A 25,947-nucleotide genomic window follows, 5' to 3' on the forward strand; every position below is an offset into this window, starting at 1 on the left:
GCAGCTTTGGCTTCTTTGGGATTGGCAACTGGGTAGTGCTGCCCCTCACGCCGGGTGCGCTCCTGCCAAAAAGCCGCCCCTCTTGCCGGGGTAGCTCGGCGCTTGGCAACGGCGCTGGTGCGGCCCTGGCAGCGGCTGCGCCCGGCGCAGCGCCGGGTGGCCCTGGGGCTGCTGCTGGCGGCGGTAGCCGTGCGCGTTTATTATGCTGGTTACTACCCGCTTAGCCTGGATGAGATAGCTTCTTACGACTACTGGGTGCTGCCCGGTGCGGCCGTTACGGCCAGCTATTATCCCTTCCCCAACAACCACGTGCTGCCCAACCTGCTGGTGGGGCTGGTGCACACCCTGGCCCCGGCGGCCCCGCCGCAGCTGGCGCTGCGGCTGCTGCCCACGCTGCTGGGCCTGCTTACGTTGCCCGTGGTGTATGCGCTACTGCTGCGCCACCTGCGGTTTGGGGTGGCTACGCTGGGGCTGGGGCTCTACTGGCTCTCGCCGCTGGCCGCGTACTATGCCGTGGCGGGGCGCGGCTACGCCTGGACCCTGGTGGCGGCGCTGGCCGGCCTGTTTGCCACCCTGGAGCTGCTGCGCCCGGCAGGGCGGCGGCCGGTGCGGCAGCTGGCCTGGGCGGTGTTTGGGCTGAGCGGGGCGCTGGGGCTCTACGCCGTGCCCACGCACGTGTATGCGTTGCTGGGGCTGGGGCTGGCCTTGCTGGTGGGCTTCGGCCGGGGCCCGGCCCGGGCGCGCCCAGTACGACTAGTGCATTTGGCGGTGGCTACGCTGGGCATTGCGCTGGTGGCGGGGGTACTGTACGCGCCCATCGGGGCGGTGTCGGGCTGGCCGGCGCTGCTGGCCAACCCCTACGTGGCCCGGCAGGCCTGGCCCGAGTTCCGGCTGGTTGTGGGCCCTTTTCTGGTGGGTACGGCCACCGAGCTGCTAGGGCAGCGCGGGCTGAGCGCGGCGGCCTACGGGCTCCTGTTGCTAGTGGGTCCGGTGGCGCTGTGGCGGGGCCAGCTACCGGCCCCCGCGCGCCGGCTGGGCTGGGTGCTCTACGCGCAGTTGCTGCTGTGGCTGCCGCTCTCAGTGGCGCAGCACGTGCTGCCGCCCGCTCGCACGCTGCTCCTGGTGCTGCTGGCCTTTTTTCTGCTGCTGGCCCTGCTGGCGCAGGTAGGCTGGGCCTACTGGCAAGGAATAATAGCTGAGAAACCGGGCCTGCGGACGGTTACCGGCCCCCCTGGGCTGCGGCTGGGGGTTCTGGTGCTGGTGCTCGGGGCCTACGGCGGCTACCGGCTGCACCGCGAGCAGGCCGTTATCAGCGTGCACACCCGGCAGCAGGCGGCCCTGCGCGAGGCCTATGCCTGGCTGCGCACCCAGCCGCTGCGCCGGGTGTGGGTCGAGCCGCGGGCCTACGCCCTGTTCTGGCAGCACTATGCGCTGAGCGCCGGCCAGCGCCCACTGCCGCTACGCGTAGTCTACGACGTGCCCGCCGCCCGGCCCGGCCCGCGCGGAGAAGTGGAAGCCCTGCCGGCCGGCTCGCTGCCCGCTGTGCCGGTGCGCTACCGCAATGAACTGGTGCGCATCATCCCGGTATCACCCACGCAACCCCTTATTCAGTACTAATTTTAAGTACTTGATTGAGTGTTGATTACGTTCATCCTTTAGCCAGCAGGCCAATACCCAGCACCACCAGCACCAGGCCGCCGGCCTGCGCCAGCGAGAGGCTTTCGCGCAGCACCACCAGCCCCAGCACCGCGGCCAGCAGCACCGAGCCCCCCACAATGACGGGCGTGCCCACCGAGGCCGGCACCCCGCGCTTAAATACCACGAAGGTCAGTATTTCGGCCAGCCCCACGCTCAGGCCAGCCAAGGCGGCCAGCCCCAGGCCCTTGCCCGAGAGGGTGAGCGGCTGCCCCAGCAGCTTGAGCCGCAGCAGCCAGCCAGCGCCCAGCCCGGCCGCCACCAGTTGCAGCACTACCGCGCCCACGGCCGGTGGCACATGGTCGGCGGCCAGCTTGATGAAGAAGTTGTAGCCCGCCAGGCACAAGGCCGTGAGCAGGGCGAGGGGCAGCCAGTTGGTCATAGGTATTAATGCTGGTTTTCCTGCAAAATAGTGAAGGCTTGCTGCGTCGCGGCATCGTCTAGCCCAATAAGAGGTTTGGTGGGGACCCAGCGGTTTTTCAGGGCTGGTGGTAAGCTGTGCAGCGAGAGGTCGTCGTCCAGAATCACGTAGTTTTCCGCAGCGCCGTGCTGACTTACCCACGCCGTGATTTCGGCGGCGCGGGTACTGGCTGGCCAAAGGCTGGTGCGCTCATCTACTTTGGAGAGGGCCGCGGGAACAAGGCCGCGCGTGCGCAGGAAAGCCGCCCACTCGGCCAGCGAATAATTGATGCGGTGCGAAGTGGTGAGCAGGATGGCCGCCCCGGTTTCGCGCAGCAGGTGGGCCAAGTTTGCTGTGGCCTGGGCATTAAATTGCAAGAAGCCGTCGGCATGCTGCTCCACGGCCCGCCAGGCGGGCGTAGTTATTAAAACGCCATCCAGGTCGAGTAGAATTATCATAGTATATACCTTTGCGGCACGCGCGTTGGGTATGTCCCCCGGCCTACGGTAGCTCTTGAAAAAGAGAAACCCCGGCTGCGCTAACAGTCGGGGTTTCAGAAGCGGGGGTTTGTTGGAACCCTTCACTTCATCACCAATGAAACGGGACAACGCGAAGAAACTACTCGATGCCATCGGTACGGCGGCATTGGTCGGGTTTGCGGGTGGGCTAGCAAAGGCTTTGGCCGCGCTGGTGCTCACCTACATCCTCCGGTAGTTGGGTAAGGGGTTGGGCCGTGTGCCCGGCCCCTTATTTTCGTAACTGCTGCAAATATAACGGGTTGGGGCGGTAGTTGGTTTCGTAAATTTTATCTATCCTAGCTGAATGAGTTGGTTTCTTGTCTTGGTGTTATGGGTATTCGCAAGTGTGGTGACCATTGGACTACATAGACGCTTAAGTCAGGTGACTCGATTACGTACTATCGGGCAACGAGCCACAGGGATAGTAATTGGGCACAAACCTGACTTAAGCGGCGCCACCACTATTTACACTGCGTTGATAATGTTTTCCACTCAACAAGGCCACAAGCAAGAAACGGAAGCACGGGTGGGGCTATCAATTCCAACTCCAACCAAAGGAACCGAAGTGTCAATTATATATGACCCTAGTAATCCCGCTGACTGTTTCATTGAAACTAGTTTTGAGCAATCTGGTGGGTATGTTTTGGTAATTATTTTTTGGCTAGTTGCTATTGTCAGTCTGGTGTTTGTAATAGCGTGGTAAAAGGCCATTATCGCAGCTTCTCCTTCAAAATCTCCAACTCCACGGCCGGCGCAATGCGCTCATAGAGAATATTATACGCGGCCGTAGTAATGGGCATATTCACCTTGAGCTGCTTATTCAGCTCGTGAATGCTCTTCACGGCGTAGTAGCCCTCGGCTACCATGTTCATCTCCAGCTGGGCCGATTTTACGGAGTAGCCGCGGCCCACCATATTGCCAAAGGTGCGGTTGCGCGAAAACTGCGAGTAGGCCGTTACCAGCAAATCGCCGAGGTAGGCTGAGGCCGAGAGGTCGCGCGGCTGGGGCGAGATGGCCTGTAAAAAGCGCCGGATTTCCTGCACCGCGTTGCTCACCAGCACGGCCAGAAAGTTGTCGCCGTAGCCCAGGCCGTGGGCAATGCCGCCGGTCAGGGCAATGATGTTTTTCATCACGGCGCAGTACTCGATGCCGTCGAGGTCGGCCGCGGGGTGGGCGCTCACGTAGCGGTTGCGCAGCAGCTGGCAAAAGGCGCTGCCCAGGCCGCTCACGTCGGGCGAGCCGATGGTGAGGTAGCTCTGCTTTTCGAGCGCTACTTCCTCGGCGTGGCAGGGCCCGGCAATGACACCGAGCTGGGCGGCGGGCAGCCGGAAGCGCTCCTGCACGTAGTCGGTCACCAGGATGTTCTTGCCCGGAATCATGCCCTTAATGGCCGAAATAACGCCTTTTTTGTGGCGTAGTGCGTCGCGGCCCAGCTTGTCGAGCACGGGCTGCACGAAGGCGGCCGGCACGGCCAGCACCAGCCAGTCGGCCTCGGCCACGGCATCGGCCAGGTCGGTAGTCGGGAACACCAGGTTGCGGTCGAAGAGCACCGAGGAGAGGTAGCGCGGGTTGTGGCCGGTGCGCAGCAGGTGCTGCACATCGTCTTTCGAGCGCAGCCACCAATCGACGCGCGCGCCGTTTTCGGAGAGGATTTTGGTGAGGGCTGTGGCCCAGGAGCCGCCGCCAAGCATGGCAATTTTTTCCATAAAACAGGGGCGGGCAGGAGCCGCCCGTCAGCAGGTCAGGGGGGGATTCAGGTCGCAAGCTAGAGCCGCAGGGCCCATATTTGCAGAAATTCCCGTTTTGCCATGACCCCAGTTATCGCCGCTACGGCCGCTTTTATCGAAGAAAAATTTCAGGCCGAAGGCTCGGGCCACGACTGGCCGCACATCCGGCGGGTGTGGCAGGTGGCGCGGGCGCTGGCCGCCGAGCAGCCCGGCCTCGACCAGGAAGTGACCGAGCTGGCGGCCCTGCTGCACGACATTGCCGACTGGAAGTTTCACGGCGGCGACTACGAGGCCGGCCCCCGCGCCGCCCGCGCCTGGCTGCTGAGCCAGCAGGTGCTTGAGGCTACGGTGGGGCGGGTCGAGCAGGTTATCCGCGAAGTGAGTTTCAAGGGCCTGGGGGTCGAAACGCCCGTGAGTAGCCCCGAGGCGGCCGTGGTGCAGGACGCCGACCGCCTCGATGCCATCGGGGCCATCGGGGTGGCGCGGGCCTTTGCCTACGGCGGCCACAAGGGCCGCTCCCTGCACGAGCCCGCCACGCCGCCCGTGTCGCACGCCGACTTCGAGCAGTATAAACAGAGCACAGCCCCCACGCTCAACCACTTCTACGAGAAGCTTCTACACCTTAAGGACCGCCTGCACACGCCCGCCGCCCGCCGGCTGGCCGAAGAGCGCCACCGCTTCATGGAGACGTTCGTGGCCCAGTTTCTGCGCGAGTGGGACAGCGCTGATGCAGCGTCGGGCGTGGTTCCCGGGCCCGCAACGCTTTGAGTAAACCCTCGTTCTATTTGCTACCCAAAAGCCGGGGCCAAACCACGTGGCCCGACCCCGGCCCTTACTTAATTCAATGAGCGGCGGCGGCTGATAAAGCCGTGCCTCCCATCAGAAACCACCCGAGCCATTTGGCTAGCTCGGGTAGCATCCGGAGCCTGAATTTTACCTCAAACTCCGCCTTCACGCTGTCCTGTTGAATTCGTTCAGAAGTAAAGGGTTGTGCGAAAACCCCCACACTTCTCGAAGCCCGGTCTGTTCCTAGCAGCCGGGCTTCTCTTTTTTACGGAGTAGCCGCTGGGCCGGGGGATGTACCTAGCGCGAGGCGGGGTAAAGGTAAGGAGGTAGTCGGGGCCGCCCTGTACCTTTAGGGCGATGAAAAAAGGTGCTATGTCAACTGCCGGCCGAGGCCGCCGCTACTATTTTTTGCTCACGGTGCTGCTGGCCGGGTTCACGCTGGCGGGCTGCCGCACGTGCCCCATCGACTCGTGCCACATTCGTAAAGCGCACTACCACAACGCGGTAAAGTACCGCGCCCGGCCCATCTGGAAGATGCAGTACCCGGCGGTGGGCGAGAAAATCAAGATTCGGCGTGGCGAGCCTGCTAAGCGCAACCCCGACGACCGCAGCAAATCGCTCAAATAAGCGGGGCCGTAGGGCCTGAAGTCCAAATTTAGCTTTTTGACGGGCCTAGAATAGCCGCAGCCGGCCGCGTCGGGGGGAGGAGGGGAGGACCCGTAAAGTGGCGTAGAGGCTAGGAAAAGCGGGTTTTTTGCCGTATCTTGCGCGGGTAACAAGCAGTAGCCTGGGGTGTCGGTTTTTCCGTTGGAAGCACCGGCCCCGGTCATTGCCCTTTCTCGAACAGAGCTAACAGCTAGCCGCTGTCAGCTAACAGCTTATCCAATGGCCGAAGGCGAAAAAATAATCCCGATTAACATCGAAGACGAGATGCGCGGGGCCTATATCGACTACTCGATGTCGGTTATCATCTCCCGGGCCCTGCCCGACGTGCGCGACGGCCTTAAGCCCGTGCACCGGCGCGTGCTCTACGGCATGAGCGAGCTAGGCGTCTCGTACACGAAAAGCTATAAAAAATCGGCCCGTATCGTAGGCGAGGTGCTGGGTAAGTACCACCCCCACGGCGACAGCAGCGTGTACGACACCATGGTGCGCATGGCCCAGGACTGGAGCCTGCGCTACCCGCTCGTGGACGGCCAGGGCAACTTCGGCAGCATCGACGGCGACTCGCCGGCCGCCATGCGCTATACCGAGGCCCGCCTCAAGCGCTTGTCGGATGAGCTGCTCGGCGACCTCGATAAGGATACGGTGGACTTCCAGCCCAACTTCGACGACTCGCTCGAAGAGCCCAGCGTGCTGCCCGCCAAGTTCCCGAACCTGCTCGTGAACGGCACCAGCGGCATTGCCGTGGGCATGGCCACCAACATGGCCCCGCACAACATGACGGAGGTCGTCAACGGCATCATCGCCTACCTCGACAAGCCGGACATCACCATTACGGAGCTGATGGAGTTCATCACGGCCCCCGACTTCCCTACCGGGGGCATCATCTACGGTTCCGAGGGCGTGAAGCAGGCCTTCGAAACCGGCCGGGGCCGCATCGTGATGCGGGCCAAAACGCACTTCGAAATCCTACCCAACGGCAAGGAGCAGATTATCGTGACCGAGATTCCCTACCAGGTGAACAAGGCCTCGATGATTGAGAAGACGGCCGCCCTCATCAACGATAAGAAAATTGAGGGCATCGCCGCCCTGCGCGACGAAAGCGACCGCGACGGCATGCGGGTGGTATACGAGCTCAAGCGCGACGCCTTGAACACGGTGGTGCTCAACAACTTATTTAAGTATACGCAACTGCAAAGCTCGTTCGGCGTCAACAACGTGTGCCTGGTGAAGGGCCGCCCGATGACGCTCAACCTGCAGCAGCTCATCATGTACTTCGTGGAACACCGCGAGGAAGTGATTGTGCGCCGCACGCGCTATGAGCTGGCCGAAGCCAAGAAGCGGGCGCACATTCTGGAGGGTCTGCTCATCGCCCTCGACCACCTCGACGAGGTGATTAAGCTCATTCGCGAATCGCGCGACCCCGAACTGGCCCGCGCCGGCCTCATCGAGCGCTTTGCCCTGAGCGAAGTGCAGGCCCGCGCCATCCTGGATATGCGTTTGCAGCGCCTCACCGGCCTGGAGCGCGACAAAATCGTGGGTGAATACGAGGAGCTGATGCGCCTGGTCGACCGGTTGAACGCCATCCTGGCCTCGCCCGAGGAGCAGCGCCAACTCATCAAAACCGAGTTGGTGGAGATGCGCGAGCGCTACGGCGACGGCCGCCGCACGACCATCAACCACGCCGGCGGCGACTTCTCAATGGAGGACATGATTGCCGATGAGGCGATGGTGATTACCGTGAGCCGCGAGGGTTACATCAAGCGCACCAGCCTCGATGAGTACCGCACCCAGGGTCGCGGTGGGGTAGGAGCCCGCGGCGCGGGCTCCAAGCAGGACGACTTTACGGAGCACCTGTTCGTGGCCACCACCCACGAGTACCTGCTCATCTTCACCGAGCAGGGCCGCATGTTCTGGCTGCGGGCCTACGAAGTGCCCGAATCGGCGAAAACTACCAAGGGCACGCCCCTGCAGAACCTCATCGACAAGCCCAAGGAAGACGCGGTGCGCTCGGTGCTCAATGTGCGCAACCTGCGCTCGGCCGATTACCTGGAAAACACCTTCCTTATGTTCTGCACCGAGCAGGGCACGGTGAAAAAGACCCCGCTGGTGGCCTACTCGCGCCCCCGGGCCGCGGGCATCAACGCCATTACCATCAACGAGGGCGACCGCCTGCTCGACGTGCAGCTGCTCACGGGCAATGCCGAAGTCATTCTGGCCCTGCGCTCGGGCCGGGCTGTGCGCTTTCCCGAAACCAAGGTGCGCCCCATGGGCCGCACGGCGGCCGGGGTGCGCGGCATTACGCTGGGGGAGGAGCCCGGCGACCGCGTGGTGGGGATGGTGTGCATCGCCGATGCCAGCCAGGAGCTGCTGGTGGTGAGTGAGAATGGGTACGGCAAGCGTTCGTCGCTCGATGAGTACCGCATCACTAACCGCGGCGGCAAGGGTGTGCGTGCCATGAACCTGACCGACAAAACCGGTAAGCTGGTGTCGATTCAGGCCGTGAGCGACGCCGACGATTTGATGATTATCAACCGTTCGGGCCTTACTATTCGCTTGAGTATGAGTGAGTTGCGCACAATTGGCCGGGCCACGCAGGGCGTGCGCCTGTTTAAGGTGGCTGCTAATGATGAGATTTCGTCGGTGGCCAAAGTAGCGGCCGCCGAAGTCGAGCTGGACCCGTTGGCGGTAGAGGCCCTGGCCGGGGCCGCGCTGGTGGGGGCAGGCGACGGACTCTTGTCGTCCGTAACGCTGGTGGATACTGATGATGTTGAACTGGTGGACGAGTCTGATGCGGGCGATGAAGCCGATGCTGACGAGGAGACTACCGAAGAAGCCGACGACCAGCAGTAAACTGGCGTTAGCCCCAGACTAGGAGAGGGGCCGCGCGCTAGTGAGCGGCCCCTTTTTCAAGGAGTTGGCGAGTTGGCCGGGCCCCTGATTTGGCTGCGGACTTCCTGCCCAAGGCAAACCGGCTGGGCGGTAACTCGTAGAAGTTCGTGAGCCACTGCCGGCCCGGTTTGCCCGGCGGGTGTAGTTTTGCCTCGTAATAATCTCTTTCTTTCTCTTCCCAATGAAAAATACCTTTCTGACGCTGGCCGCTTCGGCCGCTCTTACGGTCGCCGCGGGCGTGGCCACGCCCGCGCTCGCGCAGAGCTCGGCTATTACCAATGCTATCCTTAGCCAGAAAGCCGGCCAGCTGGACAAAGCTATCGTGAGCATCGACCAGGCTACTACCAGTGATAAAACCAAGGATAAGGATAAGCCAAAAGCCTGGTTCACCCGCGGCGACATCTATTACCAGCTGGTGGACCCCAGTACCCAGGCCTTGTTCGGGAAGTACACCAAGGATATGAAGCCGGGCGAGCCCCTGCAAAAAGCGGCCGAGTCGTATAATAAAGCCTTGGAGCTTGACGGCCCCACCGGCGAATACGGCAAGCAGGTGCCCGCGCGCCTTCAAAACCTGTACGGATTAGCCTTCAACGACGCCGTTAAAAGCTACAACGACAAGGATTACGACAAGGCCATTGCCAGCTATAAGATGGCCGCGATGCTCAACCCCAAGGACACCACGGCTGTGCTCTACGGGGCTTATGCCATGGAGGCCAAGCAGGATTTGGCTGGTGCCAAAGCCAATTACACCCAGTTGCTGGGCATGGGTTACAAGTCGGTGCCCATGTACACGCGGCTGCTCCAGATTGCGCAGCAGCAGAACGATACGGCCGGGCAGCAGCAAATTTTGAAGGATGCCATCGCGGCGTACCCTAACAATAAAGTGTTCCTGACCCAGGAGTTGAACTCCTATATCACTACGGGACGCGGCAAGGAGGCGATTGATAAAATCAAGCACGCTATTGAAGTAGACCCGACCAACTCCAACTTGTATGGTGTACTGGGCTCGGTCTACGACTCCAACAAGCAGCAGGACCTGGCCGTGGGGGCTTTCAAAAAAGCTGTTGAGTTGGACCCGAAGAATTTTGATGCGCAGTTCAACTTGGGTATCTATAATTTCAACCAGGCTGCCACCCTCTACACCAAAGCCAGTAAGATGGATTTGAAAACCTACCAGCTGAAAGGCAAGCCGGTGGAGGCGGAAGGCAAAAAATATTTTGAAGCGGCGGTGCCGTATTTTGAGAAGGCGCTGGAAATTCAGCCCAATGACGCGGGTAGCATCAGTGCCTTGCAAAAAGCGTACTTCCGGTTGGGCCGTAATGCCGACTCCAAGCGTATGGAAGACCGCCTGCAAGCGTTGAAGAAATAACGAATGGCACATTGCCATTCGAAAGCTTAACATATCCCAGCCGTAAGGTTGGGATATTTTTTTGTCTGTACTGAATGAAGAGGGTAGCCGATAAGAAGGGTCAGACGGTTCTACCAAAGTTCAATTTAACATAATATAAATTATAAGACAAATCGAACTTGGAGAAGGGTTCACGGCATGTTGCCAGGCACAGGTGACACAGTAGTTGGCTTTTTGATGCTGTGTTGCTCAATTTTACTAGCTTCTCCTAGATTCAATGAGTCAGCGCTACAAAGTGGAAAAGAAAAGCAGAATGCGCTGTGTGCGTATTCTCAATTTGTAAGCAAACGTATTGCTAACCGGTGAGATTACCCGCGCAGTGAAGATGCTTCCCTGCGTGGACGCCAGATAAGCATCTTCCTATAGCAAACTACCTAGCGACGGGTATCTAGTAGCTTCTCATTGCTGTAGTGATATAAGCCCAGCGCGGTTGTATCTAAGCTACCTTAAATACGATTGACACTTTCCAATTTTACTGTATTTCACTACTGTGTATTTGTAGTTATATAGGAAACAGAGAACAGTACTCCCCTAGTGGTTTTTACTTACTGGTATTATAATGGATACCATCAGTATAAAAAATATCCATTAATACCAAGTCATTAAAAGTATAAAAAAGTATAATTTGATAGTATTTATGAACTTTTTTATACTTTTAATGACTTTACGGGTTTTATTCTTTATACTTGCACTGCCTAACCATCCCTTTCTATTTTATGCCAAAGCTGATTGACTACCCCCGCACCGGTTACACAGGAGCTTGGGAAGTAGCCGAAGTAGTTGACGACACCGGGGGCAAGTGCGCCCTCGAAACCAGCGCCCGAAAGCTAAACCGCAAAGTAAGCGGCTCTTTTAAGGCCATAGTTGGCTCCGCCGTGAAGTTTGGGCTCCTAACCAGTAAACGGGAAATGCTGACGACCACGACCCTTTTCCGGCGGATTAAGCACGCGTACGACAAGCAAGAAGAATTACTCTTTCACCGGGAAGCGTTTCTTAACCCGCCCCTCTTTACGCAGCTGTGCCGCAAGTTTCGCTCCCGTGAGCTACCCGTAGCCATGCTGGACGTGCTGCTGATGCGGGAGTTCGACGTGGAGGAGATAAATGCGCAGAGCGTGGCAAAAGCCTTTACGGACGGAGCACGCATGGTTGGGCTCCTCAATGAGGACAATATCCTGGCAGATATCGACCAACTGGCCGCCCAGCAGCCACCGCGGCGCGAGTTGGCGAGCCCGGCCCTCGCGCCCAATATCTTTCGGCAAAATCCAAACCCTGCTGTTCCACCCGAGGAACTCTCGGATGAGAGGGAAGAGGATGATAAATCGGAAAAATCTGGCACAAGTAACACGGCTACTTCAGAGAAAAACGCTCCGGAGTTACCCGAATCAGCGGGCCCGGTTGCATCCAAGGCTCCAGCAACTACACCAAGCGGGCGAATCAGCAGCCTACCACCCGCCCGCCCGGCCCCGGCAGCCACGGCCGATGCCATTGCCCATCTCTTCGGCTTGACCAGCGAACCAGCCAAGCACACGCCTGAAGCGACAACGGTGCCCAGCCGCCCGGAAGCCGTTGTGCAGCCTGCCAAACTCCCCATGGCTCCGCAAATATCCCTGAACCAACCCTCGGCTCCCACCATCCCAAACGCTGACACTAAGACGAGTACCGGACTAAAGTCTTTTACTATTCACCTAGCTGGCCCGGGTATGCAGACGCAATTAGAAGTCACCGATGTGGAAGACCTCGCTTTAGTAAGGGCGCTACTGGATAAGATAGAGCGACAATTGCGAAAGTAGCATAGCCTCATTATCAGCTAGTTGAAGTGCTAGCTAATAATTATGTTAAGTTTATAGGTAGCTACTAAAAAAGTGGGGAGTTGAAGTTCGTGTTTTCAAAACGACTTCAACTCCCCACTTTTTTTCTTTTTCAGAACACACCTTATTACTCGGGCAAAGGCCGGCGCTGACCACCACTGATAGTTTGATGGCGCTGACGCAGCACGGTAAGCATCTCGTCCAACGAAGAACCGGTGGCGCGCAGCAAAACCAACAAGTGGTACACCAGGTCGGCCGCTTCACTGGCTACCCCGGCACGGTTGCCCGCCATGGCGTCAATCACTGTTTCCACGGCCTCCTCCCCTACCTTTTGGGCAATGCGGGCCAGACCTTTCTCAAATAGACGAACGGTATAAGAACCGGACTCCTCATCAGGGTGCTGGCGGCGACGCTCAATGAGCTGGTCAAGCTCGGCCAGCAGGCCCACCGCTGGGGCAAGCAACAAGCTAACCTGGGCAGGCTCCTGCCCAGGCAGCGGCTCAAAACAACTGGTGGTGCCGCGGTGGCAGGTGGGGCCGTCGGGCTGGGCCATTACCAGCACGGTGTCCTGGTCGCAGTCGGCGTGCAGGCTTACTACACGCAGGAAATTACCACTAGTCTCGCCCTTAGTCCAGAGGCGCTGCTTGGAACGGGAAAAAAATGTGACCCGACCCTCGGCCTGGGTACGGGCCCAGGCCTCGGCATTAAAGTAGCCCAGCATGAGTACCTGGCCAGTGGCCGCATCCTGCACAATGGCGGGAATAAGCTGGTCGGGCATCTTTTGAAAATCTAAATCCATCATATAAAGGAAGGGCGGCCGAAGCCGCTGCGTGAGTGCGCAGAAGGTTACGAGTGGGCCGGCTTGGGTTGCAGCAGGTCCCAGAGGTTGCCGCAGAGGTCGGCAAAGACAACCACCGTAGCGTGGGCTTCCTCGCGGGGCATTTCCTGAAACGCGACCCCGTTGGCTCGCAGCCGCTGGTAATCGGCCCAAAAATCGTCCGTGGTAAGAAACAAGAACACCCGGCCGGCCGCCTGCTTGCCCACCTGACTTTGTTGGGCGGGCCCGTCGGCCTGAGCCAGCAACAAAGCCGGGCCACCGGGCCCACCAGGGGCTACCAGCACCCAGCGCTTACCCTCACCCAGTGGCGTGTCAGTGAGCAGGCGAAACCCGAGCTGCTGCGTGTAAAAGGCAATGGCTTCGTCGTAATCCGTGACCAACACCGTGACGTGCGCTATTTGCTGTATCATAACTAATTAATTATCAATTATTTGTATCAGTACTTACCCTATCCCGCCGGGCGCATGGCCACGCCCTCGGCCAGCAGGTAGTTTTTGAGGCCGGCCACCGAGAGGTCACCGAAGTGAAAGACGCTGGCCGCCAGCGCCGCCTCGGCCCCACCCGGCAGCAGCACGTCGCGGAAGTGTGAGGCCGCCCCCGCCCCGCCCGAGGCAATAACCGGCACACCCACGGCAGCCGACACGGCCCGGGTGAAGCCCAGCGCGTAGCCGTCGCGGGTACCGTCGTGGCTCATGCTGGTGAGCAGGATTTCGCCCGCGCCGCGCTCGGCCGCTTCGCGGCACCAGGCCACCGCCTCGCGGCCCACCGGGTGGCGGCCGCCGTGAGTGAACACTTCCCAGGTTTCGTCAGCGGCACCCTGGGAGGTTTCGTTGGTCTGCCGGGCATCCACGGCCACCACGATGGCCTGGCTGCCGAAGCGCCGGGCCAACTCGTCAATCAGGCCGGGCTCGCGTAGCACCGAGGAGTTGAGGCTGACCTTGTCGGCCCCGCTCAGCAGCAGGGCTTCCACGTCGGCCACCGCCCCGATGCCCCCACCCACGGTGAAGGGAATGTTGACCTCGCGGGCCACGTTGCGCACCAGCTCAATGAGGGTGCGGCGCTTCTCCACGGTGGCCGTGATATCGAGCAGTACCAGTTCGTCGATGCCCTCCTGAGCGTAGCGCGCGGCCAGGGCCACGGGGTCGCCGGCGTCGCGCAGGTTCACGAAGTTGGTGCCTTTGACAGTGCGGCCGTTCTGCACGTCGAGGCAGGCAATGAGGCGTTTGGTAAGCATAATGGCGTAAGCAAGAATCAGGTTAACGTAGGTTGCGGAAGCGCATGTTTTAGTTTTTGTAATAACCGGGCCCCGACGTAGTGCCGAAACGCTGTGCCGCCCCGGTAGCGGCCCCGGTAGTAGACATCCCAGTAGCTGGCCACCCATCCCTGCGTGCGTTGCCAATACCCAGGGTTTTCCCGAATAAAGCCGACGTAACTGGCTAGCAATTCGGGCAGGAGGGCAGCCTCCAGGACTTCGAGAATTTCCTTTACATACTCCCCGATTAAGCTAAACGTGAACGGAGTCGTAAATGACTCAGCCGGGGCAACCAGCAGCAGTTCGAGTCTGCGCTGGCGAACATACCCGTTGTGGTGACGCAGATATATACAGTGCAGTGCAACCTGTTGCCGGTTGCCTGCTCCACTTCTGACAAGCCTTGATTAACTGGAGAGTAAGTCATATCCGGTGAAGTAACTACTAGCGTTGCAATTCCCCCCGCAGCTCCGCCTCCGTAATAGTACCCTCGTAAATAGCCTTGCCAATGATGGCCCCGGCCATACCTAACTCCCGCAGCGCGGTCACGTCGGCCACGGTGGTAACTCCCCCACTGGCCACAAATTGCGCGGTCGGGAACTGCTGCCGCAGGGCCGAGTAGGTATCGGTGGCGGGGCCTTGTAGCTGGCCATCGCGGCTCACGTCGGTGCAGATAAAGGTGGTAGCCCCGGCCGCCAGGTAAGTCCCGATGAACCCCGTCAGGGTCTGGTCCGACTGCTCGGTCCAGGCGCTCACGGCGATATGCTCCCCCTTAAAATCGGCCCCGATAATAATACGGTCGGCCCCGAACCGGGCCAGCCACTCCCCTACCAGCGCCGGCTCGCGGGCCGCAATGCTGCCAGCCGTGAGCTGCGCCGCGCCAGCCGCAAACGCTGCCTCAGCCGAAGCCGTGGTCTGGATACCGCCGCCAAAGTCGATGTGCAGTTTCGTATGGCGGGCAATGCGCTCCAAAATGGGCAGCTGGCGCGGCTCGCGGGCGCGGGCCCCGTCAAGGTCCACCAAATGCAGGTGAGTAGCCCCGAGCTGCTCGAAGTACTGGGCCTGGGCCAGCGGGTCGGCGGCGTAGGTGGTCTGGCGGGCAAAATCACCACCCGTCAGGCGCACGCAAGCCCCGTTGATGAGGTCGATAGCGGGTATTATATACATTTGAGTAATATGGGTGGCGCCGTGCGTAGTACCCATTTTATAACATTTGAGTAAACAAACTAGCCGAGGTCACCCGTCAGGAAATTATGGAGAATTCGCTCGCCCACCGGGCCGCTTTTCTCCACGTGAAACTGCAAGCCGTAGAAGTTGCGGTAGCGCACCCCGGCACTAAACGGCACGCCCGCCGGGTAGCTGGTCTGGGCAATGGTGTAGTCGCCCACCGGTGCGTAGTAGCTGTGCACGAAGTACACGTAGTCGGCCGCCGTGGGCAGCAACGAGGGGGCCAGCACTTGGTTCGAGTCTGACTGGGCACTCACCTCAACGGGCTCGTGCAGCCCCGCAAACAACGGCGTTTTCAGGTCGTGCAGGTTGTTCCAGCCCATGTGAGGCACCTTATGCGCCGCGTCGGGCGGCGTGAAACGGACCACGTCGAAGGGCAGCATTCCTAGCAGTTCGGTACCACCAGCCGGGCCCTCCTGGCTATGACGGCCCAGCAGCTGCATCCCCAGGCAGATGCCCAGGAACGGCTGCGTAAGCGTAGGCAACACCTTATCGAGGCCGGCGGCGCGCAAGGCCCGCATGGCCGAGCTAGCCTCACCTTCCCCCGGAAATAGCACCCGGTCGGCCCCACGAATTACGTCGGGGTCCGAAGTGAGCGTGGCGTTCATGCCCAGGCGCTCCAAGGCAAAGAGCACGGACTGCACGTTGCCGCCCTGGTAATCGATAACGGCGATGTTCATGTTAAAACATTTGGTTAAGCGGGTACTTTATCCAAGTTTACCCAAATGATAAATACAGTTTACAGAATTCCTTTCGTACTGGGTATCACGTGCTGACCGGCCGGGTCGCGCACCAGGGCCAGCTTGATGGACTTGGCCACGGCCTTGAAAATAGCCTCGATTTTATGGTGCTCATTGTCGCCCTCACACTTAATATTGAGGTTGCAGCGGGCAGCGTCGGAGAAGCTTTTGAAGAAATGGTAAAACAGCTCGGTGGGAACATCGCCCACCCGCTCGCGCTTGAAATCGGCGGCCCACACCAGCCAGGGCCGGCCGGAAAAATCAATGGCCGCTTGGGCCAGGGCATCATCCATGGGCAGCAGAAAGCCGTAGCGGTTCACACCACGCTTGTCGCCGATGGCCTCGTCGTAGGCCGCACCAATGGCGATGGCCGTGTCTTCCACGGTGTGGTGCTCGTCGATGTGCAGGTCGCCGTGGGTGCGCACGTAGAGGTCACAGCCGCTGTGCTTACCCAATTGGTCAAGCATGTGGTCATAGAAACCCAGCCCGGTTTTGCAGTCGGTGTGGCCGGTGCCGTCGAGGTTGAGGATAACCTCAATGCGCGTCTCGTTGGTGTTGCGCATGATGTGGGCGCGGCGCGGCGGGCGGCGCAGGTGCTCGTACACGGCGGCCCAGTCAGTGGTGCTGAGCGCGGCGCGCTCGTCGGCCTCGGCGTGCAGCAGGATGGCGCGGCAGCCCAGGTTCTCGGCCAGCTGCACATCGGTGCCGCGGTCGCCGATAACGTAGGAGTGCGCCAGGTCGTAGCCATTGGCCGGGTCGAGGTAGCGGGTGAGCAGCGCGGTGCCGGGCTTGCGCGTCGGGGCCGGGTCGTGGGCAAAGCTGCGGTCAATGAGAATATCACTGAACTCGACCCCCTCCCCCTTCAGGATGTCCAGCATTTTTTGCTGGTAAGGCCAGAAGGTATCCTCGGGGTAGCTCTCGGTGCCGAGGCCGTCCTGGTTGGTAACCAGCACCAGCTCGTACTCGCCATCGCGGGCCAGTTGGGCCAGGGCGGTAATAGCACCGGGCACGAAGTCGAACTTATGCCAGGCATCAATCTGGTAGTCGGTCGGCGGCTCGATGAGGATGGTGCCGTCGCGGTCGATGAAGAGAATTTTTTTCATGAGTGATAGTAACGGGATTTCCCTTGCGTCGAAATCAACAGGTCTTTACAGATAATAAAGCCATCCACGCCATGACTAGCTTCGACGGAGAAATACCGCAGGGAGGTGTCAGCCGCAATATTTTCTAAAACGCCTCTTGACTGATAGTTTTTATTGCGCTCCAACCAATCGCTGTACAAATGCCAAAACTCTTTGGCGTCGGTAGCCTCCTCCATGTCGGAGAACAGATTGAATGTGCTAAAGTCTTTGAAATTCTGTAATGCAACGCCAGTAAAGAGAATGGTAATTTTCTCTTCTTCTTCGGCCGTTGGTCCTACCCAACGCGTCAGATAAATGGCGGTTCGTTTAGCACTAAAATCCACTTCTAGTTTCTGCACAATACCATCTCCAACCTGCCAGCTGTAAGAAGTCATCTCGCAATTCCCTGGCTAGCCAATTCAAACTCCCCGAGTGCCGCCAGCAGCTTCTCATTTTCCTCGGGCGAGCCGACCGTGAGGCGCAGCGTACCGGCGCAGCCGGGCTGGGTGGTGCGGTTGCGCACCACGATGCCGCGACTCAGCAGGTACTCGTACACGGCGGTAGCATCGGGGTGGAAGCGGACCAGCAGGAAGTTGGCATCGGAGGGAAACACCTCGGCCACGAGGGGCAGCGCGGGCAGGCGCGCGGCCAGCCAGTCGCGGCCGGTGAGCAGTTGCTGGCGCAACTCCTCGAAGTGCGGGGCCGCCGCCAGGGCCGCCAGCGCGTGCTGCTGGGTGGCCTCCGATATATTATAAGGCGGTTTGATTTTATTGAGGTAGCCGATGATGGCGGGCGAGGCGAACGCCATACCCAGGCGCAGGCCGGCCAGGCCCCAGGCCTTGGAGAAAGTCTGGAGCACCACCAGGTTAGGGAACTCGGCCAAGCGGGTTGTCCAGCTGGGGGCGGCGGCGAAATCGGCGTAGGCCTCGTCTACCACCACCAGGCCGGGGAAGCCGCGCAGAATTTCCTCAATGGCCTCGGCGTGCAGCAGGTTGCCGGTGGGGTTGTTGGGCGAGCACAGGAACACCAGCTTGGCCAGAGAGGCCAGCACGCCAGCCACGAGTTCGGGCGAGAGTTGGAAACCGGCCGGGAGCGGCTGGCGCTCGATGCGCACGTCGTTGAGGTTGGCGGCCACCTCGTACATGCCGTAGGTGGGGGGCAGCAGCAAAATGCTGTCCGCGCCGCCGGGCGTGCAGGTGAGGCGCACCAGCAGGTCGATGGCCTCATCAGAACCGTTGCCGAGGAAAATCTGAGCGGGCGCCACTCCTTTCAGCTGGGCCAGCGCGGCCTTTACGGCGCGCTGCTGCGGGTCGGGGTAGCGGTTGAACTGCGCGGGGCCAGCGCTGCCAAGGCTGTTCTCATTGGCGTCGAGCATCACCTGAGCCTCGCCGGTGAACTCGTCGCGGGCCGACGAGTACGGCTTCATGGCCCGGATATTAGGGCGAATAAGGGATTCTAAATCGAAGGACATTTTCTTGGACTGTAAAACGGAGTGGTACTCCGTTTGTCGTTGAACGCACTGAGGCACGCGGAAACGGAGTGCCACTCCGTCTTACATCTGGCTCAAGGCCTCGCGGCGCAGGGCCACGGCGTGGGCGTGGGCGTGCAGGCCTTCGGCCTGGGCCATGGGCTCTACTACCGGGGCTAGCGCGAGCAGGCCGGCGGGGGCGAGCTGCTGGAACGTGATTTTCTTGTAGAACGAATCAAGCGACACCCCGCTGTAGGCGCGGGCGTAGCCGCCCGTGGGCAGCGTGTGGTTGGTGCCGGAGGCATAGTCGCCCACCGCCTCGGGCGTGAGGTGACCCATGAAGACCGAGCCCGCGTTGTAGATGTCGGCGGCCAATTCCTCGGGGGCGGCCACGGCCAGGATGAGGTGTTCGGGGGCGTACTCGTTGCTGAAGGCTAGCATGGTGGCCATATCCGGCAGCAGCAGGCCGCGGCTTTCGGTGAGGGCCTGGCGCGCGATTTCGGCACGGGGCAGCAGCGGCAGCTGGCGCTCCAGCTCCGTTACTACTCCGTTTAATAAGGCCTCCGAATCGGTAAGCAAAACCACCTGCGAATCAGGGCCGTGCTCGGCTTGGGAGAGCAGGTCGGCGGCCACGAAGGCTGGGTTGGCGCTGGCATCGGCGATAACCAGGACTTCGCTCGGGCCGGCGGGCATGTCGATGGCTACTCCGCGCTGGGCAGCCAGCTGCTTGGCGGCGGTCACGTAGCGGTTGCCGGGGCCAAAAATCTTATCCACGGCCGGCACCGAGGCGGTGCCCACGGTGAGCGCGGCCACGGCCTGCGCCCCGCCGGCCTTGATAATGGTCGTCAGCCCCAGCTCCTGGGCGGCAAAAAGAATGGCCGGCGCAATGCGGCCCTCACCCCGGCCGGGCGGCGTGCAGAGCACAATTTCGCGGCAGCCCGCCAGCTTGGCCGGGATGCCCAGCATTAATAAGGTAGAGAATAGCGGGGCCGAGCCGCCCGGCACGTAGAGGCCCACCCGCGGCACGGCCACGCTGCGCCGCCAGCAGTGCACGCCGGGCATGGTTTCGACCTCCGCCTCCACGGCCGGCGGCTGCTGGGCGGCGTGGAAGGCAGTAATATTTTTAATTGCCTGACGGATAGCTACTTGCAATTCGGCGGGCACCTGGGCGGCCCCAGCAGCCAGCTCTTCGGCACTCACGCGCAGGTCGGCCAGGGCGGGCACGCCATCGAGCTCGGCGGCGTAGTCGCGCAGGGCCTCGTCGCCACGCCGGGCTACGTCGTCAAAAATTTCACCGGCGCGGGCCAGAATGGCGGCATTGCTGCCCGCCAGCGGGCGCTGCTGAAGCGTCGGCCACTGGGCCCGGGCGGGGTTATGGAAAATTTGCATGGTTCTTTAGCTGTTAGCTTATGGCTGCTAGCTGTTAGCTTTTTTCTGAGCAAAGACTACCTACTACTCGTCGCTTTCTCCTGAACAAGAAAAAGCTAACGGCTGGCAGCTATAAGCTAACAGCTCAAAAAATTATCCTACCCGTTTCTCGATGGGCAGCACCAGGATGCCTTCGGCGCCAATGGCCTGCAGCTCGCCGGCGATGTGCCAGAACTTGTCTTCCTCCACCACCGACTGCACCGATACCCAGCCTTCTTCGGCCAGCGGCGTCACGGTGGGCGACTTAATGCCCGGCAGCAGCGCCTTCACCGCGTCGAGGGCGGCCAGGGGGGCGTTGAGCACGATGTACTTCGAGCGCTGGGCGCGGCGCACGGCCTGCATGCGGAAGCGCAGCTGGTTGAGCAGCTCCTGCTTTTCGGGGCTCAGGTTGGGGGCGGCAATGAGCACGGCCTCGGAGCGGAAAATGGTTTCGACTTCGCGCAGGCCGTTGCCGAGCAAGGTCGAGCCGCTGCTCACGATGTCGCAGATGGCCTCGGCCAGCCCAATGCTGGGCGCAATTTCAACGGAGCCACTAATGGTGTGCAGGTTGGCCCGCACGCCCTCGCCGGCCAGGTAGTCGCCGAGGATGGTGGGATACGAGGTGGCAATGCTTTTGCCCTGCAAGTCGGCCACCGAGTGGTAGTCGGCCCCGCGGGGCACGGCCAGGCTCAGGCGGCACTTGCTGAAGCCCAGGGCTTCGACTTCGAGGGCGGCGCAGCCGGCTTCCACCAGCACGTTCTGGCCCACAATGCCCAGGTCGGCCACGCCGTCCTGCACGTAACCAGGAATGTCGTCGTCGCGCAGGTAGAGGATTTCGAGCGGGAAGTTGCTGGCCTCGACCTTCAGCTTATAGGACGACGAGACGAAGCTGATGCCGCACTCGCGGATGAGCTTGAGGGAGTCCTCCGAGAGGCGGCCGGACTTTTGAATGGCAATGCGCAGCATGAGAATAAAAAGGCTGGCCACCCGCAATGGGGCAGCCGGCGTAACTAAAAGGCACTACGGCGGCTGATGGGCCGGCGGCACCCTGGTAAAACCCAAACGAGGAAAAGGTGTTTTCCAGCCCGAAGGCGGGGCGGCGGTGGAGACGCGAGCGGCTGGCAACTAGCTACGGCGTAGCGGCCAGCCCGGTTGCCCGGTCCCCTACAGATGGTGATGGTGGTGCTGCGGCGCAGCCCCCAGCGGCGACGGAGCCCGCCGGGCAGCGGCCAACCCCGAAAAAGGGGCCGGGAGCGCGGGGCTAAGGGCAGACGTGGAGCGGCAAACGGGGGTCATCGTGGGGCAAAGGTAGGCCGGGCGGCCGAAATCTAACGCCCCTTACGCAAAAACGGCGCACGCGGCTACCTTCGGGGCATGGCTGACTTCCTCACGGCCCTCGCAGCCATTGCGCCGCTGAGCCCGGCGCTGCGGGCGGCCCTGGCCACCGCCGTGCGGCGCGCGGAGCTACCCGCCCGGCACGTGCTGCTGCAACCGGGCCAGGTGGCGGGCCGGGTCTATTTCATCGAGCGCGGGCTGGTGTTTTCTCTAATCCGTATGTCCTTGTTAACTAGCAGCTTGCTTGCCCTGGCCCTTTGTTTACTCCATAGCTTGCTGGATAATCAGGATGCCCCGTCTGGCATCCTTTTTACCCCGCTACTACTGTTGGCTCTCACTCTACTCGTCAACAGCCATGGGCAGCCTCGCCACCCGCTCAGCGCTGCCATAATTACGGCGTTCCTACTTTGTATTCACGATGCAGGCATCAGGCTTTATGGTGGTGGAGACCATGATTTGGAAGGCCAGGGGTTCATAACGCTCTTTTTCTTTGCCGGGCTATTGCCTTCCTACCTGCTCCAGCTTTTCTTTTTGGCGCGGACCGCAACAACCAGCGTTCTCAAGCGCTTAGGGGCCGCGCTGGCTACGCCCGTACTAGTGGGCATTTACTTATATTTCTTTGCTTCTGACTTATATTTTTTTTGGCGCTGTACGGTAGGCTTGCTGTCGACTTCAAAAGAAGTATAAGGGCCTGGTTGAGCTTAGTACTACAAAAAAGGCCGAATAGCCTCCACCACCAGCCGGGGGTAGAAATAATGCGCGAAGTGGTCGCCGGGCAGCTCCCCATAGGGCTCGTCGGGCGGGCGAATGATGTGGTCGCGGCGCGCGTGCAGGCGCAACTCGGGCGCGGTAGTGAGCGGGGGCACCGGCGCAAATAGCAGCTGCAACTGCTGCCACAGGTAGCGGCGGCCCAGCTGCGGCGTGCGGCCCACCAGCTGCGTGTGCAGCCCCCGCGACTCGTCGAACCGGTAGCGCCGCAGTGAGTGCCAGCTGGCCAGGCGGCTTTGCAGCAGGCCCGAGCGGGCGGCCAGCGCCAGCACCCAGGGCCGGCGCACGGCGGCCACAATCTTGGCCTGGTCGGTGAAGCCGCTCAGCAGAATGGCCGTGGCCCCGGTTTGCTCCTTTATGTAAGCCGCCAGCCAGCCGCCCATCGAGTGGCCGATGAGCACGTCGTGCGGGCCAATGCGGTAGCGGGCGGCCAGGTAGCGGGCCAGCGTGACCGCCGTGAGCGGGGTGCCGGGCGGCCACTGCGCCAAATCGGCTTCCAGCTCGGGGACTAGGACCTCAGCGGCCGGAGGCAGTAGCGGGCGCAGGGTGTCGAAGATGAAGCCGGCTTCGGTGTAGCCGTGCAGCAGCAGAATGCGTTTCATGGTCCGGGTCTATACGATACTATACGCTGGGCGCGGCAGAAACGAAGAAAAACCTGCCTGAAGCAGCGGTGGCCGGGGCCAACCCACCCCTGTGGCGCAAAACCGAGGGCCGCACCGGGGCGTAATTTAGTCGGCAAGCAGCGTATCTGCCTCTACCCCACCGCTACCTGGGCCCCGGCCGGCCGGGAGTCGGGGTGGCCACCGGCCCGGTTCAGGCTCGCCGTAGTTACTTTACGACTAGCCGGCGAGCCGGGGCGGCCAGTGCTACGCCGGCCTCTGCTGCCTGTCTGGCTGGTAGCCAGGCTACTGCTGGCTCCTCGTTGCTGCCCTCATTTCTTACCCGTTGAACAAATTCAGCTTACGTATTAGTTGGCCCGGTCGGCGGCCGTTGGCAGGCCTGCTGCTGCTGGCGGCGGGCTGCGCCCCCATTGCCCAGGAGCCGGTGTACCGGATTGGCTTTTCGCAGTGCACCACCACCGACGCCTGGCGCCGGGCTATGCAGGCCGAGATAGAGAAAGAGCTTAGCTTTCACCCCAACGTGCAGTTTCAGATGCTGGACGCGCGCAACAACAGTACCCTGCAACAGCAGCAGGTGCGGGAGCTTATTCGCCAACGCGTTGATTTACTACTGATTTCCCCTAATCAGTCGGGCCCGCTCACCGCCCTTACCGAGGCCGCCTACAACCAGGGCATTCCGGTGGTTATCCTCGACCGGCAGACTACTTCGCGCCTCTACACGGCCTACGTGGGCGGCAACAACCAGGAAGTGGGCCGCACGGCCGGCCACTACGCCGCCCAGCTGCTGCGGCGGCGCGGCCAGGTAGTGCAGATTACGGGCCAGGCCGGCTCGTCGCCGGCCACCGACCGCGACCTGGGTTTCCGGCAGGCGCTGGCGGGCTACCCGCGGCTGCACCTCGTGGCCCAGGTAGCTGGTAACTGGCAGCCCGCCACGGTGTTGCAGCAGCTGCCGGCCGTGCTGCGCGCCCACCCGGGCACCAACCTCATCTTTGCCCACAACGACCCCATGGCGCAGGCCGCCTACCAGGTAGTGCAGCAAATGGGCCTTACCCAGCGGGTGCGCATTGTGGGGGTGGATGGGCTGGCCGGGCCCGGCAATGGCCTGCGCCTGGTGCAGGACGGCGCCCTCCAGGCCACGCTGCTCTACCCCACGGGGGGCGAGCAGGCCATTCGCACGGCGCTGCGCATTCTGCGCCACGAGCCTTTTACGAAGGACAACGTGCTGGGCACGATGGTGATAGACTCGACCAACGTGGGCACCATGCTCGCCCAGACCGAGCAGCTGGCGGCCCAGCGGGAGGCCATTCGGCAGCAGCAAATGCGCCTGCGCGAGCAGATGCGCCGCTACGCCAGCCAAAAAACAACGGTGTACGGGCTGGTGGGCAGCCTGCTGGTGGCCCTGGCCCTGGGGGCGCTGGCCTGGCGCTCGTCGCGCCTCAACCGGCGCATCCGGCGGGTACTGGAGGGCCAGAACGCCGAGATAAGCACCCAGCGCAACTGCATCGAGCAGCTGGCCGAGGACGCCCGGCGCTCCTCAGAGGCCAAGCTGCGCTTCTTCACCAACTTCTCGCACGAGCTGCGCACCCCACTCACCCTCATCCTGGGGCCGGTGGAGGACCTGCTCACCACCCCCTCCGACCTCACGGCTAGCCAGCGCCACGACCTCAAGCTGGTGCACCGCAACGCCCAGCGCCTGCTGCAGCTGGTGAACCAGCTGCTCGATTTTCGCAAAATCGACGTGGGCCGCATGGCCGTGCGCGCCACCGAGGGCAACCTGGTGGCCTTCGTGCGCGAGCTGCTGGATGCGTTTGAGAAAACGGCCCACCGCCAGGGCATCGCCTTCCGGTTTTTGCCCGCCGAGCCGGTTATCAGCCTCTGGTTTGACGGCGATATCCTGGATAAGGTGTTTTCCAACCTGCTCTCCAATGCCTTTAAGTACACCGACCGCGGTGGGCAGATTACGGTAAGCATCCAGCGCGAGCCGGCCACCAACGCGGTACGGGTAAGCGTGGAAGATAACGGCCGCGGCATTGCCGAAAGCGACCAGCCGCGCATCATGGGCTGGTTTTACCAGGGCAGCCAGCCCTCGGCGGGCGGCTCGGGGCTGGGGCTGGCCCTGGCCGAGGGCCTCACCCGGCTGCACGAAGGCACGCTCTCGTTTCGGAGCCAGCCGGGCCACGGCAGCACCTTCGAGGTGCGCCTGCCGCTGACCAAGCCGGCCACCTTTTTGGAGGCCAGCCCCGCGGCCCCGCCCTACGCCCCGGCCCCGGCCAGCGTGCTCGACCACGAGCCCGCCGAGCTGCCCGACCCCGCCCCGCCGGCCCGCGCCACGGCCACGGTGCTGGTGGTGGAGGACAACGAGGAAGTGCGCAACTTTCTGGTGCAGAAGCTCCAGCCGCACTTCCAGGTGAGCACGGCCGCCGACGGGGCCACCGGCCTGCGCCTGGCCGGCGAAACCATCCCCGACGTGGTGGTGTGCGACGTGAACCTGCCCGGGCTCAGCGGCCTGGAGGTGGCCGCCGCCCTCAAGCGCGACTGGCGCACCTCCCACATTCCGCTGGTGCTGCTCACGGCCGAGGATGCGCCCGAGCAGCGCCTGGCCGGCGTGCAGGCCGGGGCCGACCTCTACCTCACCAAGCCCTTCAACCCGGCCTTTTTACTCGAAAGCCTGCGCACGCTGCTGCGCAACCGCGAGCAGCAGCGCGAGCACTTCCGCCGCGAACTGAGCGTGGACACCCCCACCGTGGCCCCGCAGCGGGTGGACCAGAAGTTTCTGGCCGACCTCACGGCCATTATCGAGGCCAACCTCGACCGGCCCGGCCTGAGCGTGGACGACATTGCCCGCAGCCTGGGCGTGTCGCAGATGCAGCTCTACCGCAAGGTGAAGGCCCTGCTCGGCACCGGCGTTACGGACTACATCCAGGGCCTGCGCCTCACCAAGGCCCGGCAGCTGCTGCTGCACGAGGGCAGCTCCATTGCCCAGGTGGCCTACCAAACGGGCTTCTCCTCGCCCTCCTACTTCGCCACCCTCTTCAAGGGCAAGTACCAGGTGTCGCCCTCCGAGTACAAAGCCCTGCACGCGCCCCATCATTCCTGATGAAATTCTGCAAGTCTTGTCGAAAAACTGATGATATCTTCTCAGTTTCTGATTCTTATAATATGCTAAACTCTTGTAAATCAAAGCGTTATATCAAATACGCTGCTTTGCAAGAATCCTGCACGTATTTGAAAGAAAGCAGCAGGCCTTTACCGGGATAAAGCTGGACTTTTGAGGAAA

General features: G+C 61.7%; 23 protein-coding genes. 9 read left to right on the forward strand and 14 right to left on the reverse strand.

Annotated features, from left to right (window positions below; genetic code table 11):
* The first annotated feature begins 102 nt into the window (after positions 1 to 102).
* Positions 103 to 1,617, forward strand: coding sequence for a glycosyltransferase family protein (locus QMK33_RS11755; RefSeq protein WP_283564781.1), 1,515 nt, complete (start codon positions 103 to 105; stop codon positions 1,615 to 1,617).
* Between the two features lie 31 nt (positions 1,618 to 1,648).
* On the opposite strand, the gene QMK33_RS11760 is transcribed toward QMK33_RS11755, so the two are convergent.
* Together QMK33_RS11760 and QMK33_RS11765 are read right to left on the reverse strand one after the other, a co-directional pair.
* Complete coding sequence (locus QMK33_RS11760) at positions 1,649 to 2,077, reverse strand: EamA family transporter (protein ID WP_283564782.1); 429 nt, start codon at positions 2,075 to 2,077, stop codon at positions 1,649 to 1,651.
* Positions 2,078 to 2,082: 5 nt separating this feature from the next.
* A complete protein-coding gene (locus tag QMK33_RS11765) occupies positions 2,083 to 2,553 on the reverse strand; it encodes an HAD domain-containing protein (RefSeq protein ID WP_283564783.1) in 471 nt (156 codons plus the stop codon).
* 541 nt (positions 2,554 to 3,094) lie between these two features.
* Between QMK33_RS11765 and QMK33_RS23600 the strand changes: the two genes are divergently transcribed.
* Complete coding sequence (locus QMK33_RS23600) at positions 3,095 to 3,316, forward strand: hypothetical protein (RefSeq protein WP_502867061.1); 222 nt, start codon at positions 3,095 to 3,097, stop codon at positions 3,314 to 3,316.
* A gap of 7 nt (positions 3,317 to 3,323) precedes the next feature.
* On the opposite strand, the gene QMK33_RS11775 is transcribed toward QMK33_RS23600, so the two are convergent.
* Positions 3,324 to 4,319: an NAD(P)H-dependent glycerol-3-phosphate dehydrogenase gene (locus QMK33_RS11775; RefSeq protein ID WP_283564785.1), complete on the reverse strand. Its 996-nt coding sequence runs from the start codon at positions 4,317 to 4,319 to the stop codon at positions 3,324 to 3,326.
* Between the two features lie 102 nt (positions 4,320 to 4,421).
* On the opposite strand from QMK33_RS11775, the gene QMK33_RS11780 reads away from it, so the two are divergent.
* The 5 genes from QMK33_RS11780 to QMK33_RS11800 all read left to right on the forward strand — a co-directional run bounded on the left by QMK33_RS11780 (position 4,422) and on the right by QMK33_RS11800 (position 11,879).
* Positions 4,422 to 5,108, forward strand: a complete 687-nt coding sequence (locus tag QMK33_RS11780) for an HD domain-containing protein (protein WP_283564786.1) — start codon at positions 4,422 to 4,424, stop codon at positions 5,106 to 5,108.
* Positions 5,109 to 5,483: 375 nt separating this feature from the next.
* Positions 5,484 to 5,753, forward strand: a complete 270-nt coding sequence (locus QMK33_RS11785) for a hypothetical protein (RefSeq protein WP_283564787.1) — start codon at positions 5,484 to 5,486, stop codon at positions 5,751 to 5,753.
* 258 nt (positions 5,754 to 6,011) lie between these two features.
* Entirely contained in the window at positions 6,012 to 8,642 is a 2,631-nt protein-coding gene (gene gyrA, locus QMK33_RS11790) for a DNA gyrase subunit A (protein ID WP_283564788.1), read from the forward strand.
* Between the two features lie 220 nt (positions 8,643 to 8,862).
* Positions 8,863 to 10,050, forward strand: a complete 1,188-nt coding sequence (locus tag QMK33_RS11795) for a tetratricopeptide repeat protein (RefSeq protein ID WP_283564789.1) — start codon at positions 8,863 to 8,865, stop codon at positions 10,048 to 10,050.
* Between the two features lie 755 nt (positions 10,051 to 10,805).
* Complete coding sequence (locus QMK33_RS11800) at positions 10,806 to 11,879, forward strand: hypothetical protein (protein ID WP_283564790.1); 1,074 nt, start codon at positions 10,806 to 10,808, stop codon at positions 11,877 to 11,879.
* A 145-nt stretch (positions 11,880 to 12,024) separates the two neighbouring features.
* On the opposite strand, the gene hisIE is transcribed toward QMK33_RS11800, so the two are convergent.
* From hisIE to hisG, 10 genes are all read right to left on the reverse strand, one after another.
* Positions 12,025 to 12,699 (reverse strand): bifunctional phosphoribosyl-AMP cyclohydrolase/phosphoribosyl-ATP diphosphatase HisIE, encoded by a 675-nt coding sequence (gene hisIE / locus QMK33_RS11805; RefSeq protein ID WP_349361734.1) that lies wholly within the window; start codon positions 12,697 to 12,699, stop codon positions 12,025 to 12,027.
* Between the two features lie 44 nt (positions 12,700 to 12,743).
* Positions 12,744 to 13,145, reverse strand: a complete 402-nt coding sequence (locus tag QMK33_RS11810) for a VOC family protein (protein WP_283564791.1) — start codon at positions 13,143 to 13,145, stop codon at positions 12,744 to 12,746.
* Positions 13,146 to 13,183: 38 nt separating this feature from the next.
* Positions 13,184 to 13,969: an imidazole glycerol phosphate synthase subunit HisF gene (gene hisF, locus QMK33_RS11815; RefSeq protein ID WP_283564792.1), complete on the reverse strand. Its 786-nt coding sequence runs from the start codon at positions 13,967 to 13,969 to the stop codon at positions 13,184 to 13,186.
* A 459-nt stretch (positions 13,970 to 14,428) separates the two neighbouring features.
* Complete coding sequence (gene hisA, locus QMK33_RS11820) at positions 14,429 to 15,151, reverse strand: 1-(5-phosphoribosyl)-5-[(5-phosphoribosylamino)methylideneamino]imidazole-4-carboxamide isomerase (RefSeq protein ID WP_283564793.1); 723 nt, start codon at positions 15,149 to 15,151, stop codon at positions 14,429 to 14,431.
* Positions 15,152 to 15,210: 59 nt separating this feature from the next.
* Positions 15,211 to 15,891 carry an imidazole glycerol phosphate synthase subunit HisH gene (gene hisH, locus QMK33_RS11825; RefSeq protein ID WP_283564794.1) on the reverse strand — a complete coding sequence of 227 codons (681 nt, stop codon included), beginning with the start codon at positions 15,889 to 15,891 and terminating at the stop codon, positions 15,211 to 15,213.
* Positions 15,892 to 15,950: 59 nt separating this feature from the next.
* Positions 15,951 to 17,054 (reverse strand): bifunctional histidinol-phosphatase/imidazoleglycerol-phosphate dehydratase HisB, encoded by a 1,104-nt coding sequence (gene hisB, locus QMK33_RS11830; protein WP_283564795.1) that lies wholly within the window; start codon positions 17,052 to 17,054, stop codon positions 15,951 to 15,953.
* Entirely contained in the window at positions 17,051 to 17,467 is a 417-nt protein-coding gene (locus QMK33_RS11835) for a hypothetical protein (RefSeq protein WP_283564796.1), read from the reverse strand. Before QMK33_RS11835 ends, hisB begins: the two co-directional genes overlap by 4 nt.
* Positions 17,464 to 18,543 carry a histidinol-phosphate transaminase gene (gene hisC, locus QMK33_RS11840; protein WP_283564797.1) on the reverse strand — a complete coding sequence of 360 codons (1,080 nt, stop codon included), beginning with the start codon at positions 18,541 to 18,543 and terminating at the stop codon, positions 17,464 to 17,466. The genes QMK33_RS11835 and hisC overlap by 4 nt, the downstream gene beginning before the upstream one ends.
* 81 nt (positions 18,544 to 18,624) lie before the next feature.
* Complete coding sequence (gene hisD / locus QMK33_RS11845; protein WP_283564798.1) at positions 18,625 to 19,929, reverse strand: histidinol dehydrogenase; 1,305 nt, start codon at positions 19,927 to 19,929, stop codon at positions 18,625 to 18,627.
* A gap of 132 nt (positions 19,930 to 20,061) precedes the next feature.
* Complete coding sequence (gene hisG / locus QMK33_RS11850) at positions 20,062 to 20,913, reverse strand: ATP phosphoribosyltransferase (RefSeq protein ID WP_283564799.1); 852 nt, start codon at positions 20,911 to 20,913, stop codon at positions 20,062 to 20,064.
* 408 nt (positions 20,914 to 21,321) lie between these two features.
* Here hisG and QMK33_RS11855 point away from each other — a divergent pair, with 408 nt between their 5' ends.
* The gene (locus QMK33_RS11855) at positions 21,322 to 21,969 is read left to right on the forward strand and encodes a cyclic nucleotide-binding domain-containing protein (protein ID WP_283564800.1); all 648 of its coding nucleotides are present in this window, start codon (positions 21,322 to 21,324) and stop codon (positions 21,967 to 21,969) included.
* Positions 21,970 to 21,989: 20 nt separating this feature from the next.
* Here QMK33_RS11855 and QMK33_RS11860 read toward each other — a convergent pair whose 3' ends face one another.
* On the reverse strand, positions 21,990 to 22,652 hold the full coding sequence (locus tag QMK33_RS11860) for an alpha/beta fold hydrolase (RefSeq protein WP_283564801.1): 663 nt from the start codon (positions 22,650 to 22,652) through the stop codon (positions 21,990 to 21,992).
* 343 nt (positions 22,653 to 22,995) lie between these two features.
* On the opposite strand from QMK33_RS11860, the gene QMK33_RS11865 reads away from it, so the two are divergent.
* A complete protein-coding gene (locus QMK33_RS11865; protein ID WP_283564802.1) occupies positions 22,996 to 25,767 on the forward strand; it encodes a substrate-binding domain-containing protein in 2,772 nt (923 codons plus the stop codon).
* The last annotated feature ends 180 nt before the right edge of the window (positions 25,768 to 25,947 follow it).

Source organism: Hymenobacter sp. H14-R3 (assembly GCF_030063445.1).
In the GTDB taxonomy this organism is placed as follows: domain Bacteria; phylum Bacteroidota; class Bacteroidia; order Cytophagales; family Hymenobacteraceae; genus Hymenobacter.